Raw genomic sequence first — 12,936 nt, forward strand, 5'->3', positions numbered from 1 at the left:
GAACCCGAACCTGTAGACGCTCACCGAGGGATAAACGGACCCTGTGGGAGCGGTGCTTGCCCGCGATAAACGATAACGCGGTATGTCGTCTAACTGCGTCTCATGCATCGCGGGCAAGCACCGCTCCCACAGAGATCGCATTCCAACCTGAATGTTTGTGTCGATCGGACCTGTCCTGCAGGAGAGCAGCACTGGAAATTTTCTGACCATCACCCGCGATCCTTCGACGACGGCAAGGTGAAGCCTGAAACCGAGCGGCGCATCGCGCTGGCCATCTTCGCCAGGTTGCCCATGCTGCGCGCCGTGGCGGCGGTGCCTGAGGTGGTTTGCGAGGTGGTTTGCTGAATAACCGTCATGGTCTGGGAAATCTGCAGCCCCAGCTCTGACTGCTGCTGGGCCGCGTTGGTGATGCTCTGGATCAGCGCGGCGAGGATTTTCGAAACGCCTTCGATCTCTTCCAGCGCCACCCCGGCATCCTGTGCCAGGCGCGCACCACGCACCACTTCGGTGGTGGTCTGCTCCATGGAGATCACCGCCTCGTTGGTGTCGTTCTGAATCGCCCGCACCAATGTCTCAATCTGCTTGGTCGCCGATGACGAGCGCTCAGCCAGACGCTGCACTTCGTCAGCCACCACCGCAAAACCGCGTCCGGCGTCACCAGCCATGGACGCCTGAATCGCAGCGTTCAAGGCGAGAATATTGGTCTGGTCGGCAATGTCGTCAATCAGGCTGACAATATCGCCAATTTCCTGAGAAGACTCCCCCAGCCGCTTGATCCGCTTGGAGGTGTCCTGGATCTGCTCGCGAATGTTGTCCATACCGTTGATGGTGTTGTGCACCACCTCATTGCCTTTGTTGGCAATTGCCACCGACCGCTCGGCAACCGACCAGGATTCATGGGCGTTGGCGGAGACCAGATCGATGGACCCGGTCATGCGGTTGATTGCATTGGAAGCCGCCGTAATCTGCAATGCCTGGTGCTCAGATGCAGCGGCCAGTTGCGTGGCGGTACCCTGGGTGTCCTTGACCGCGCCGAACACCTGCTCGGCGGTCAGGTTGATAGTCGCCACCAGCTCGCGCAACTGGTCGATGGAATAGTTGATGGAGTCAGCGATTGCCCCGGTGAAATCTTCAGTCACCGACGCAGCCACGGTCAGGTCGCCGTCTGCCAGGTTTTCGATTTCATCGAGCAGCCGCATGATCGCGTTCTGGTTGCGCTCGCTTTTCTCGGCGGTCTCGCGAAGCTGGCGGTTGGTTTCACGCACCATGACCAGGCCAATCAGGATGATCGACATCAAGGCCAACAAACCCAGCACGTAACCGCCGATAGTGTTCGATGAGCGTGCACTGGCCAGATGCTCCAGCCGGTTGGCGAGCACAGAGGTTTCGTCGAGCAGGGTTTGTGACGTGTTGAAAATGTTGCCTGCAGACTCGCGCACCTCGAACAGCTCAGGCGAAGTCTCGAGAATCTCATCCACCGAACCGGAAACGAACTGGAACAACTCGGCGATCTCGGCCAACCGCGCTCGGGCGGCCGGGTCGTCAACCTGAGCGATGCGCATGGTCACGTTGCCGTCGAGCATGCCGCTGAGCACTTGCCCGAACTGACTGGCGTCGCGGCCGAAAGCGTCGGCGGCCTGAACCGCGGTGTCATCCCCTGCCAGCACTTTGTTGACCGAACCAAGAATCCGCTCAGCCAACAGGGACTGGCGCTGGGCAACCGCCACCTGGCTGGCAGGTGCGCGGTTTTGCAGCAGGATATCGACGACTTTTTCGTACTCGACCTGCAATTGCGGAATGGTTTCGGCCAGGGTCGCGGCCACTTGATGCAACGACAGCACGGTCTGCTCGTTGGCCAGAATCACGTCAGTGTTTCTGCGCAAGGCTTCCCAGTCGGCCTGCACCGTCTGCAACTCGTCGCGGACGTCCTCTGGCGCGGGTGGCAAACCGGTTTTTTTGTCGCCCTTGCGCAGGTAACCCCAGCGCATGTCAAAGTCATTGCGGGCGTCGGCGAGCAATTTGAAGGCCTGCGGTTTACCCGCAGCAGCCTCGGAGGCGTTCTTGGCAATGCGCTGGGACAACACGCGCAGCTCGCCTGCATGACCGATGTATTGCTTGTCGTAATTCGATTGCGTGTTGAGGTAAGCAAAATTGACGAACAGCAACACGATGAAAATGATCAGCGCGACGAACAGCACGACGATTTGCGAGCGGCTGCGTAGGCCTTCCAATGATCTGCCTGTTTTACTCATGTCCCACCTGGACCGAATGCGATGTTCATCGCGCAAGCAAAAAAGGCCAGCGTTGCTGGCCTGCCCAATACGTTTACAGCGCTACGTCCATGAAGCCCGGTGACTGCGCAAGCGCCCATGGACTGAACACCAGCCAGGCCTGATCGCGCAGAAACTGCCCTCGAATGAACGGTGTGATGTCGTCATCCATGTCAGCCGCCTGCCGGGGCATCAGGCTGATCTGACTGAAATGCTGCAAGCCGAGCACCTCATCAACCAGTAAACCGGCGAATACATCATGGTGTTCCACGACCAGTACCCGCCGCTCTTTACGCAGAGGCGACAGCTCATGACCGAAAAAGCTGCACAGATCCATGATGGGTAACAGCTTGCCACGCAGATTGGCCACGCCTCGCACCCAGGGTTTTACGCCGGGGAGCACCGCGTAGCGTGGCTCGTGAAGGATTTCGCTGACTTCCCCCATGGGCGCCACGTAGCAACGCTCGCCCATGCGAAAGCCGATACCGCTCCAGTCCTGCTGGCGGGTTTCCTGAAATGGCAGGCCCGCCGCCAGTGTTCGACAGCGTTGGTCGATGTCGAACAGCAGCTGGAAAGCGGTTTGAGACTCAGCCATGACGAACCGGCGTCAGCCGGCGAGTACCGCGTTCAGGGTTTTCATCAGGGTCTCTTCGTCCACCGGCTTGGTCAGGTAATCACGCGCGCCCTGGCGTTTGCCCCAGACCTTGTCGGTTTCCTGATCCTTGGTGGTGATGATGATCACCGGGATCATGCTGGTGTCCGCATCCTTGGTCAGCTGGCGGGTGGCCTGAAAACCGTTGAGGCCGGGCATGACGATGTCCATCAGCACGGCGTCGGGCTTTTCCTGACGCGCCAGGGCAACGCCGTCGGCACCGTTTTCGGCCTTGAGGACTTCATGACCGTGCTTTTCGAGCATGCCGGTCAATTTGTACATTTCAGTCGGCGAATCATCGACGATCAGAATTCGAGCCATGGTGTTCCCCATAAGGATGAATGCCCGCTGCCCTTGTGGGCAGCAGGCGTCACGAAACTTGTTGTTCCACTGCAACGAACCCCGGCACATGGGCCTTAATCGCGCTGAGCAGCTCTTCCTTGCTAAACGGTTTGGTCAAAAACTGATCGGAGCCGACGATTCGTCCCTTGGCCTTGTCGAACAGGCCATCCTTGGACGAGAGCATGATCACCGGCGTTGATTTGAACGCCCGGTTGTTTTTGATCAACGCGCAGGTCTGATAGCCATCCAGACGCGGCATCATGATGTCGACGAATATGATTCGCGGATGATTGTCGGCGATCTTGGCCAGCGCATCGAACCCGTCAATTGCCGTGATGACCTCACAACCGACATTTCTCAGCAGCGTTTCGGCAGTGCGACGAATCGTCTTCGAATCATCGATGACCATGACTTTCAGTGCTGATGAATGCTGTTCCATATATGCTCTTCCATCGCCGCGGCGTGATTATGCGTGTTCAGCCCGGCACGGGAGCCTGATGTACTGCCAGCTCCTGATTTACAGGGGCTGAAGGCCAAATGCCAAATTCAGGCGCCGAGCCTTTTTAGCACACTCTCCAGACTCAATCCATAAAGCCGGCCGCCACGTGCTTGCCTCTTGACCCGGAGCAAGCAGAGCGCCACCCTGACGCCTATTTCAAGGCCGACGCGGCCGTTATCGATCAGAGGATATTTGCCCATGAGCGTTCGCCTAGGGATTGTCATGGACCCGATTGAGCGCATCTCCTATAAAAAGGACAGCTCACTGGCCATGCTGCTTGCCGCTCAGGAACGCGGCTGGTCGCTGTTTTACATGGAGCAGCAGGACCTGTATCAGAACGCTGGCCAGGCCCGCGCTCGCATGAAACCGCTGAAAGTCTTTGCCGATCCGGCCAAATGGTTCGAATTCGGCACGGAAGTGGACAGCGGTCTGGATGATCTGGACGTGATCCTGATGCGCAAGGATCCGCCGTTCGACATGGAATTCGTCTACGCCACTTACTTGCTGGAACAAGCCGAGCGCGCTGGCGTATTGATCGTCAACAAGCCGCAGAGCCTGCGCGACTGTAACGAAAAGCTGTTCGCGACCCAGTTCCCGCACCTGACGCCGCCGACGCTGGTCAGCCGTCGTGCCGACATCCTGCGTGAGTTTGCCGCAGAGCACGGCGACGTGATCCTCAAACCGCTGGACGGCATGGGCGGCGCGTCGATCTTCCGCCATCGTGTGGGCGACCCGAACCTGTCGGTGATTCTCGAAACTCTGACGGCACATGGCACCCAGCAAATCATGGCGCAGGGTTATCTGCCTGCCATCAAGGACGGCGACAAACGCATCCTGATGGTCGACGGCGAACCTGTCCCGTATTGCCTGGCACGTATCCCGGCGGCCGGGGAAACCCGTGGCAACCTGGCAGCAGGTGGTCGTGGCGAAGCGCGTCCGCTGACGGACAAGGATCGCTATATTGCAGAGCAGATTGGTCCGACCTTGCGCGAAAAAGGCCTGATCTTCGTCGGTCTGGATGTGATCGGTGAGCATTTGACCGAAATCAACGTCACCAGCCCGACCTGCATCCGCGAGATCGATAATGCATTCGGCACTAACATTGGCGGAATGCTGATGGACGTGATCGAGAAGAAGCTGCAGGCCGAATAGCCCTGCTGGAATTCATTCCCCCTTGTGGGAGCGGTGCTTGCCCGCGATAAGAACACCGCGATCTAAAGTAAATCGCGTCCAGCCTTATCGCGGGCAAGCTCCGCTCCCACAGGAGATCGCATTTCAATCTGGGCTATCATGCGCAGCCTATGATTTTGAAATACCCCAAGAGACGCTAACCCGCTGATGACTGCTGTCGATCTCCCATACGAACTTACCCAATCAGGCGTGCGCCCGGCTGATCGTCTGGGCTTTACCTTGTTGATTGCGGCGTTGATTCACGTGGCAATCATCCTTGGCGTGGGCTTCACCTACGTCAAACCGGAACAGATCAGCCAGACGCTGGAAATCACCCTCGCCACCTTCAAAAGTGACACCAAGCCCAAACAGGCCGACTTTCTGGCTCAAGACAATCAGGAAGGCAGCGGCACCCTGGACAAGGCGGAAATCCCCAAGACCACCGAGCTTGCGCCGTTTCAGGACACCAAGATCAATAAAGTGACCCCGCCTGCGGCTGCCAAACCCGTGCAAAAGCAGGAGTCGACGAAAACGGTGGTCGCCACCAAGGCTAAAACTCCAGAGAAGACGGTCGCCAAACGTGAAGAGGTCAAACCCGACCCTACGCCCAAGGCCGCTCCGGAATTCGACAGCTCGCAACTGAGCAGCGAAATCGCCAGCCTTGAAGCCGAACTCTCCAACGAGCAACAGCTGTACGCCAAGCGGCCAAAGATCCATCGCCTGAATGCCGCGTCGACCATGCGCGACAAAGGTGCCTGGTACAAAGACGACTGGCGCAAGAAAGTCGAGCGCGTCGGCAACCTGAATTACCCGGAAGAAGCCCGCCGCAAGCAGATCTACGGCAATTTGCGTCTGATGGTCTCGATCAATCGCGACGGTTCGTTGTACGAAATACTGGTGCTGGAGTCTTCCGGGCAGCCGTTGCTGGATCAGGCTGCGCAGCGAATCGTACGTCTTGCGGCGCCATTTGCGCCGTTCACCGGCGATCTGGCTGACATCGACCGGCTCGAAATCATCCGCACCTGGAAATTCGCTCGGGGCGACAAGCTTTCCAGTAACTGACGGCTCCTTCACAAACCTGCGGACCTGTCAGAACTGCCAGTTGTCAGGCCCGCCGCGCAGCGCCACACTAGAGCTCATGAAAAACGTATCTGCGAGTTATCTCAAGCATCAATTCCTGATCGCCATGCCACACATGGTGGACCCGAACTTTGCGCAGACGCTGACTTACATCGTCGAGCACAACGCCAACGGAGCCATGGGGCTGGTCATCAACCGACCGCAAAGCCTGACGCTGGCGGATGTCCTTGAGCAATTGCGCCCCGAGCTCCCCGCTCCCGTGCGCTGTCAGGAAATAGTGATTCATACGGGCGGCCCGGTTCAGACCGATCGCGGTTTCGTACTGCATCCTCGAGGGCAGGTCTTTCAGGCGACCGTCGAACTCGGCGACCTGGCGCTTTCAACGTCTCAGGATGTGCTGTTTTCCATCGCAGACGGCTACGGCCCTGATCAAAATGTGATCACCCTCGGTTACGCCGGATGGGATGCGGGCCAACTGGAAGCTGAAATGGCTGCCAACGCCTGGCTGACCTGCCCGTTCGACCCGGCCATTCTCTTTGACGTCGACAGTGACCAGCGTCGGGATGCCGCCGCCGCACGCCTGGGCGTTAACCTGAACCTGCTCACCAGCCAGGCAGGCCACGCCTGATGCCCGCACTGCGCTTGCTACTGGGCTTCGATTACGGCACCAAACAGATCGGCGTTGCGGTGGGCCAAGTGATTACTGGTCAAGCCCGCGACCTGTGCACCCTCAAGGCCCAGCAAGGCGTGCCGGACTGGAGCCAGATCGAAGCGCTGATCCGCGAATGGAAACCCGACGCCATTATCGTCGGCCTGCCGCTGAACATGGACGGCACGCCCAGCGACATGAGCGTCAAGGCGGAGAAGTTTTCCCGGCGGATCAACGGCCGCTTCAATATCCCGGTTTATACCCATGACGAACGCCTGACGACTTTCGAAGCCAAGGGCGAGCGCATGAGCCGCGGCGGTCAGCGCGGCAGCAGTTACAAAGACAACCCGGTCGATGCCATCGCCGCCATGCTCTTGTTGCAGGGCTGGATGGATGCGAACGCCGAGCTGTTCAGTGCCTGACACATTTAGCCTGTACAAGGCTTGGCGTTAACAATCTGAATTTTCGTTTCCGCCTGAGCCAGGCCTTGTCCCGGCTTGGGTACTTTCAGGAGCAACTTCATGAACCTGCCGAACCCCGCCGAACTGATTCGTCAGATGGCCACTGACCTGAACGCGCACCTCAACAAGCGCGGCGTCAGCGAACCTCGCTTCATCGGCATTCGCACTGGCGGCGTATGGGTAGCGCAGGAATTGCTCAAGACCCTGGGGCGCGATGAACCGCTGGGCACGCTGGACGTTTCTTTCTATCGGGACGATTTCAGCCAGAACGGCCTGCACCCGCAAGTGCGCCCTTCTGACCTGCCCTTCGAAATCGAAGGCCAGCACTTGGTCCTGATCGATGACGTGCTGATGAGCGGCCGCACGATTCGCGCCGCCCTCAACGAACTGTTCGACTACGGCCGCCCGGCCAGCGTGACGCTGGTGTGCCTGCTGGACCTGGACGCTGGCGAGCTACCGATCAGCCCTGACGTGGTCGGCGCGACGTTGACGCTGGCCGCCAATGAGCGGGTCAAACTGAGCGGTCCTGCGCCGCTGGCCCTCGAAATCCAAGACCTGTCCACCGCCTCCGCCCTTTAACCGCCTTGAAAGAGTCCTTTGCGATGACGCCCCTCGACGCCAAGCGCCCGCTGCAGCTCAACCATCAAGGTCAGCTGCGCCATTTCCTGTCCCTCGACGGCTTGCCCCGCGAGCTGCTCACTGAAATTCTCGATACCGCTGACTCCTTTCTGGAAGTCGGCGCCCGGGCGGTGAAAAAAGTCCCGCTGCTGCGCGGCAAAACCGTGTGCAACGTGTTCTTCGAGAACTCCACGCGCACCCGCACCACCTTTGAACTGGCGGCACAGCGGCTGTCGGCGGACGTGATCACCCTCAACGTGTCCACGTCCTCGACCAGCAAGGGCGAGACGCTGTTCGACACCCTGCGCAACCTGGAAGCCATGGCTGCCGACATGTTCGTCGTGCGGCACGGTGACTCCGGCGCGGCGCACTTCATTGCCGAGCATGTGTGCCCGGAAGTGGCGATCATCAACGGCGGCGACGGCCGTCATGCGCACCCGACCCAAGGCATGCTCGACATGCTGACGATTCGTCGGCACAAAGGCGGCTTCGAAAATCTGTCTGTGGCCATCGTCGGCGACATCCTGCACTCGCGGGTCGCACGCTCGAACATGATCGCCCTCAAAGCACTGGGCTGCCCGGACATCCGCGTGATCGGGCCGAAAACCTTGCTGCCGGTCGGCGTCGAGCAATACGGCGTCAAGGTTTACACCGACCTGAACGAAGGCCTGAAAGATGTCGACGTGGTGATCATGCTGCGCCTGCAACGCGAACGCATGCAGGGCGGCCTGCTGCCGAGCGAGGGCGAGTTCTACCGCCTGTTCGGCCTGACCACCGCACGTTTGGCGGGCGCGAAGCCGGACTGCATCGTCATGCACCCCGGCCCGATCAACCGCGGCGTTGAAATTGAATCGGCAGTGGCCGACGGCGCGCATTCGGTGATCCTCAATCAAGTGACCTACGGCATCGCCGTGCGCATGGCCGTGTTGTCCATGGCCATGAGCGGACAGACCGCGCAACGACAATTCGAACAGGAGAACGCCCAGTGAAGCTCAGCATCCTCGGCGCTCGCGTCATCGACCCCAAAAGTGGTCTGGACCAAATTACCGACCTGCACCTGGAAGCCTGCAAGGTGCTCGCAATCGGCGATGCGCCAGCGGGTTTCGAACCGGTACAAACCATCGACGCCACTGGCCTGATTGCCGCGCCCGGCCTGGTTGACCTCAACGTAGCCCTGCGCGAACCCGGTTACAGCCGCAAAGGCACGATCGCCAGCGAAACCCGCGCCGCCGCAGCCGGTGGCGTAACCAGCCTGTGCTGCCCGCCGCGCACCAAACCGATTCTGGACACTTCGGCCGTCGCCGAGCTGATCCTGGACCGCGCTCGTGAGGCCGGGCACAGCAAGGTGTTCCCGATTGGTGCCCTCAGCAAGGGGCTGGAAGGCGAACAACTGGCTGAACTGGTCGCGTTGCGCGATGTGGGCTGCGTGGCCTTCGGCAACGGTCTGGAGAGCTTTCGCAACACCCGCACCCTGTGCCGGGCGCTGGAATACGCAGCAACGTTCGACCTGACGGTGATTTTCAACTCACAGGACCGTGATCTGGCCGAAGGTGGCCTGGCGCACGAAGGCCCGACCGCCAGCTTCCTGGGTTTGGCAGGCATTCCTGAAACCGCTGAAACCGTAGCGTTGGCCCGCGACCTGCTGCTGGTTGAGCAAAGCGGCGTACGCGCGCACTTCAGCCAGCTGACCAGCGCTCGCGGCGCAGCGCTGATCGCTCAGGCACAGGCCCGTGGTTTGAAGGTCACGGCTGACGTGGCGCTGTATCAATTGATCCTGACCGACGAAGCGCTGATCGACTTCTCCAGCCTGTATCACGTGCAACCGCCACTGCGCACCCGCGCGGACCGTGACGGCCTGCGCGAAGCGGTCAAATCCGGCGTGATCAGCGCGATCTCCAGCCATCACCAACCGCACGAACGCGATGCCAAGCTGGCACCCTTCGGCGCGACCGAACCGGGCATCAGCAGCGTCGAATTGCTGCTACCACTGGCAATGACGCTGGTTGAAGATGGCTTGCTGGACGTGCCAACCCTGCTCGCCCGTTTGAGCAGCGGCCCGGCGGCAGCATTGCGCTTGCCTGCAGGACAACTGAGCGCCGGTTCGCCAGCTGACATCGTGCTGTTTGATCCATCCGCCTCGACCGTTGCCGGTGAGACGTGGCTATCCAAAGGCGAAAACTGCCCGTTCCTCGGCCACTGCCTGCCGGGTGCCGTGCGTTACACGCTGGTGGATGGGCGGATTACCCATACCGGATAAAAAAGAAGGTACCCCCTGTGGGAGATTCTATGCTTGTCCGCAAGCTGATTGACGACGTGGGACCGGCTTTAGCCGGGAAGGCGGTGTTTCTACTGATGAAAATTCAGCGTCTGTACCGGCCTCTTCCCGGCTAAAGCCGGTCCCACGTCATCAGTGATTCCTGTGCGAATTCATTCGCGAATACGGTTGTACAAACGACGAATCTCTATCGGATGTACCGACCCTTTCGCAAATGAATTCTCTCCCACGGGGATCAGCGCCGCAGGCAGACACAGGATCTCCCACAGGCCCAACATTATCCCGTGGGACCGGCTTTAGCCGGGAAGAGGCCGGCACATTCAAAGCATCTGCATCGTCAGGAATGCCGCCTTCCCGGCTAAAGCCGGTCCCACGTCGACAACTGCCCCCCCCAAATCAGGTCGCGTTAACCGCGCTGTGCATTCTTGATCGAAATCTGATCGTTCAGCGTCCACAGGTCATACAGCACGCCCACCAGAAACAGCCCGCCCGTGAACAGGTAAATGATCCCGGTGATCCACTTGCCCTGGTACATGCGATGCACACCAAACACACCGAGAAACGCCAACAGCAACCAAGCCACGTTGTAGTCGGTGGAGCCTGAAGTGAAACGCAGGTCAGCTTCGCGATCCATGCCTGGAATCAGGAACAAGTCGATCAGCCAACCGATGCCCAGCAAGCCCAGCGTGAAGAACCAGATCGTGCCGGTTACTGGCTTGCCGTAATAGAAGCGATGAGCGCCGGTGAAGCCAACAATCCACAGCAGGTAACCAAGCAATTTGCTGTGGGTGTCCTGACGCTGCGCATCATGTTGATAGGTGTTCATTGGGACCTCTTTTGCGCTGATAGAAAAAAATATGTGTAAAGCGTGTGACTTTTTTACAGCTGTCCGACGTATGGCAGGAACCTCTGACGCTTATAACAAACCCTTGTAACACAAGGGATTCACCCGTGTTTTGAGAGAGTTTGTCGCAGAACCTGAAACGATCGTTCCGTAATCGTTCTGTCATGAGGGGTCTGAAAGTCGCAAAAAGCTGTTATAAAGTTGCGCGCTAACCCACAAGAGCCCTGCCGAATGCGTCCTTTTTTCAAGTCATGGCTAACCATCTGCCTACTTATGCCACTGGCCGCCCACGCCACCAATCGTGAGCAACAACTACCCGCGAGCTTCACCGGCTACACCGCGAAAACTCATTCTTCGCCAGCCGTCGCGGCCAACCAAACCAACGAGCCTGCGCCTGTCATCTCTCCACGTGGCCACAGCTCCCGGACAACCATTTACCGTAGTCCGAACAAGAATTCCAAAGCCGTCGCCAACATACAAACGTTGTCGGGGCCGAACACCAAACAGAGCAATGCCGTTGTGAGCCGTGCCTTGCAAGCGGTCGGTACTCCTTATCGTTGGGGCGGCAACACCCCAGGTAAAGGCCTCGACTGCAGTGGTTTGGTGAAATATGCGTTCAACGACGTGGCTGAAGTCGATCTGCCGCGCACGTCAAATGCCATGGCTGAAGGCCACGGGGTCAAGGTTGATCGCAAGGATTTGAAGCCCGGCGACTTGCTGTTCTTCAACATCAAAAGCCGCAAGGTCAACCATGTTGCGATTTACCTGGGCAACGACCGCTTCGTCCACGCCCCACGGCGCGGCAAGAAAGTCAGCGTTGATACTTTGAAGAAGCCGTACTGGAACAGCCATTACATGGTTGCCAAGCGCGTATTGCCGAAGCAGAGCGCGCCGTTGCGGGTTGTTCAACGCTGATACACCCTCCCCGGTAGGAGCGAACTTGTTCGCGAGGGGGCCAGTACATCCAACACTAATGCGTCGGATGTAGGCCGTCTCGCGAACAAGTTCGCTCCTACCGGGATTGTGTTCTGCCTTAGAAATTATCCGGCACCTTGGCTTTTTCCTTCGCCGCATCGCGGGTGATGAGACCTTTGGCGACCAGGTCTTTGAGGCACATATCCAGCGTCTGCATGCCCAGCGAGCCACCGGTCTGGATCGCTGAATACATCTGCGCGACCTTGTCTTCCCGGATCAGGTTACGAATCGCAGGTGTGCCCATCATGATTTCGTGAGCAGCCACTCGACCGCCGCCGACCTTCTTCAGCAACGCCTGAGACACCACCGCGTGCAGCGACTCGGACAGCATCGAGCGGATCATGGATTTCTCCTGAGCCGGGAAGACATCAACGATCCGGTCAATGGTTTTCGCCGCAGACGTGGTGTGCAGGGTGCCGAACACCAGGTGACCGGTTTCCGCAGCGGTCAGCGCCAGGCGGATGGTTTCCAGGTCACGCATTTCCCCGACCAGAATCACATCAGGGTCTTCCCGCAGTGCCGAACGCAGGGCTTCTGAAAAGCCCAGCGTGTCGCGATGGACTTCACGCTGGTTGACCAGGCACTTCTTGGACTCGTGAACGAATTCAATCGGGTCTTCGATGGTCAGGATATGGTGATGACGATTGACGTTCAGGTAATCGATCATCGCCGCCAGCGTCGTGGACTTGCCCGAACCGGTGGGGCCGGTGATCAGCACCAGCCCGCGAGACACGTCGGTAATCTTGCGAAACACTTCTCCCATGCCCAGCTCTTCGAGGGTCAGGATTTTCGCTGGAATCGTCCGGAATACAGCACCCGCGCCACGGTTCTGGTTGAACACGTTGACCCGGAAGCGCGCTATGCCCGGCACCTCGAAAGAAAAATCCGTCTCCAGATACTCTTCAAAGTCCTGACGCTGCTTGTCGTTCATGATGTCGTAGATCAGCGCCTGCACGTCCCTGGCATCCAGTGCTGGCAGGTTGATACGGCGTACATCACCGTCCACACGAATCATCGGCGGCAGGCCAGCCGAGAGGTGCAAGTCCGATGCGCCTTGCTTGGCGCTGAATGCCAGCAGCTCGGTAATATCCATACAGCTCC

At 59.1% G+C, this 12,936-nt stretch carries 14 protein-coding genes; 8 read left to right on the plus strand and 6 right to left on the minus strand.

Going from position 1 to position 12,936, the window contains the following annotated elements; all coding sequences use genetic code 11:
* Nucleotides 1–209 precede the first annotated feature (209 nt).
* From CKW31_RS02160 to pilG, 4 genes are all read right to left on the minus strand, one after another.
* The gene (locus tag CKW31_RS02160) at nt 210–2,252 is read right to left on the minus strand and encodes a methyl-accepting chemotaxis protein (protein ID WP_095092797.1); all 2,043 of its coding nucleotides are present in this window, start codon (nt 2,250–2,252) and stop codon (nt 210–212) included.
* 73 nt (nt 2,253–2,325) lie between these two features.
* Complete coding sequence (locus CKW31_RS02165) at nt 2,326–2,865, minus strand: chemotaxis protein CheW (protein ID WP_095092799.1); 540 nt, start codon at nt 2,863–2,865, stop codon at nt 2,326–2,328.
* 12 nt (nt 2,866–2,877) lie between these two features.
* Nucleotides 2,878–3,243, minus strand: coding sequence for a twitching motility response regulator PilH (gene pilH, locus CKW31_RS02170; protein ID WP_027898389.1), 366 nt, complete (start codon nt 3,241–3,243; stop codon nt 2,878–2,880).
* A 49-nt stretch (nt 3,244–3,292) separates the two neighbouring features.
* Nucleotides 3,293–3,703, minus strand: a complete 411-nt coding sequence (pilG, locus tag CKW31_RS02175; RefSeq protein ID WP_027898388.1) for a twitching motility response regulator PilG — start codon at nt 3,701–3,703, stop codon at nt 3,293–3,295.
* Between the two features lie 258 nt (nt 3,704–3,961).
* Between pilG and gshB the strand changes: the two genes are divergently transcribed.
* The 7 genes from gshB (at nt 3,962) to CKW31_RS02210 (ending at nt 9,998) form a co-directional block, all read left to right on the plus strand.
* Complete coding sequence (gene gshB / locus CKW31_RS02180; protein ID WP_095092801.1) at nt 3,962–4,915, plus strand: glutathione synthase; 954 nt, start codon at nt 3,962–3,964, stop codon at nt 4,913–4,915.
* Between the two features lie 186 nt (nt 4,916–5,101).
* On the plus strand, nt 5,102–5,995 hold the full coding sequence (locus tag CKW31_RS02185; protein ID WP_095092802.1) for an energy transducer TonB: 894 nt from the start codon (nt 5,102–5,104) through the stop codon (nt 5,993–5,995).
* 76 nt (nt 5,996–6,071) lie between these two features.
* A complete protein-coding gene (locus CKW31_RS02190) occupies nt 6,072–6,641 on the plus strand; it encodes a YqgE/AlgH family protein (RefSeq protein ID WP_095092804.1) in 570 nt (189 codons plus the stop codon).
* Nucleotides 6,641–7,084, plus strand: a complete 444-nt coding sequence (gene ruvX / locus CKW31_RS02195) for a Holliday junction resolvase RuvX (protein WP_095092806.1) — start codon at nt 6,641–6,643, stop codon at nt 7,082–7,084. Before CKW31_RS02190 ends, ruvX begins: the two co-directional genes overlap by 1 nt.
* 99 nt (nt 7,085–7,183) lie before the next feature.
* On the plus strand, nt 7,184–7,702 hold the full coding sequence (gene pyrR / locus CKW31_RS02200; protein ID WP_095092808.1) for a bifunctional pyr operon transcriptional regulator/uracil phosphoribosyltransferase PyrR: 519 nt from the start codon (nt 7,184–7,186) through the stop codon (nt 7,700–7,702).
* 23 nt (nt 7,703–7,725) lie between these two features.
* Nucleotides 7,726–8,730, plus strand: coding sequence for an aspartate carbamoyltransferase catalytic subunit (locus CKW31_RS02205; RefSeq protein WP_027898382.1), 1,005 nt, complete (start codon nt 7,726–7,728; stop codon nt 8,728–8,730).
* The gene (locus CKW31_RS02210) at nt 8,727–9,998 is read left to right on the plus strand and encodes a dihydroorotase (RefSeq protein ID WP_095092810.1); all 1,272 of its coding nucleotides are present in this window, start codon (nt 8,727–8,729) and stop codon (nt 9,996–9,998) included. The genes CKW31_RS02205 and CKW31_RS02210 overlap by 4 nt, the downstream gene beginning before the upstream one ends.
* Before the next feature lie 424 nt (nt 9,999–10,422).
* On the opposite strand, the gene CKW31_RS02215 is transcribed toward CKW31_RS02210, so the two are convergent.
* Nucleotides 10,423–10,842: a TM2 domain-containing protein gene (locus CKW31_RS02215; RefSeq protein WP_095092812.1), complete on the minus strand. Its 420-nt coding sequence runs from the start codon at nt 10,840–10,842 to the stop codon at nt 10,423–10,425.
* Between the two features lie 249 nt (nt 10,843–11,091).
* Between CKW31_RS02215 and CKW31_RS02220 the strand changes: the two genes are divergently transcribed.
* Entirely contained in the window at nt 11,092–11,775 is a 684-nt protein-coding gene (locus CKW31_RS02220; protein ID WP_095092813.1) for a C40 family peptidase, read from the plus strand.
* 118 nt (nt 11,776–11,893) lie between these two features.
* On the opposite strand, the gene CKW31_RS02225 is transcribed toward CKW31_RS02220, so the two are convergent.
* Nucleotides 11,894–12,928 carry a type IV pilus twitching motility protein PilT gene (locus tag CKW31_RS02225; protein ID WP_095092815.1) on the minus strand — a complete coding sequence of 345 codons (1,035 nt, stop codon included), beginning with the start codon at nt 12,926–12,928 and terminating at the stop codon, nt 11,894–11,896.
* Nucleotides 12,929–12,936: the final 8 nt, after the last annotated feature.

The sequence above is a fragment of the Pseudomonas sp. Irchel 3A5 genome (genome assembly GCF_900187575.1).
Lineage (GTDB): Bacteria > Pseudomonadota > Gammaproteobacteria > Pseudomonadales > Pseudomonadaceae > Aquipseudomonas > Aquipseudomonas folii.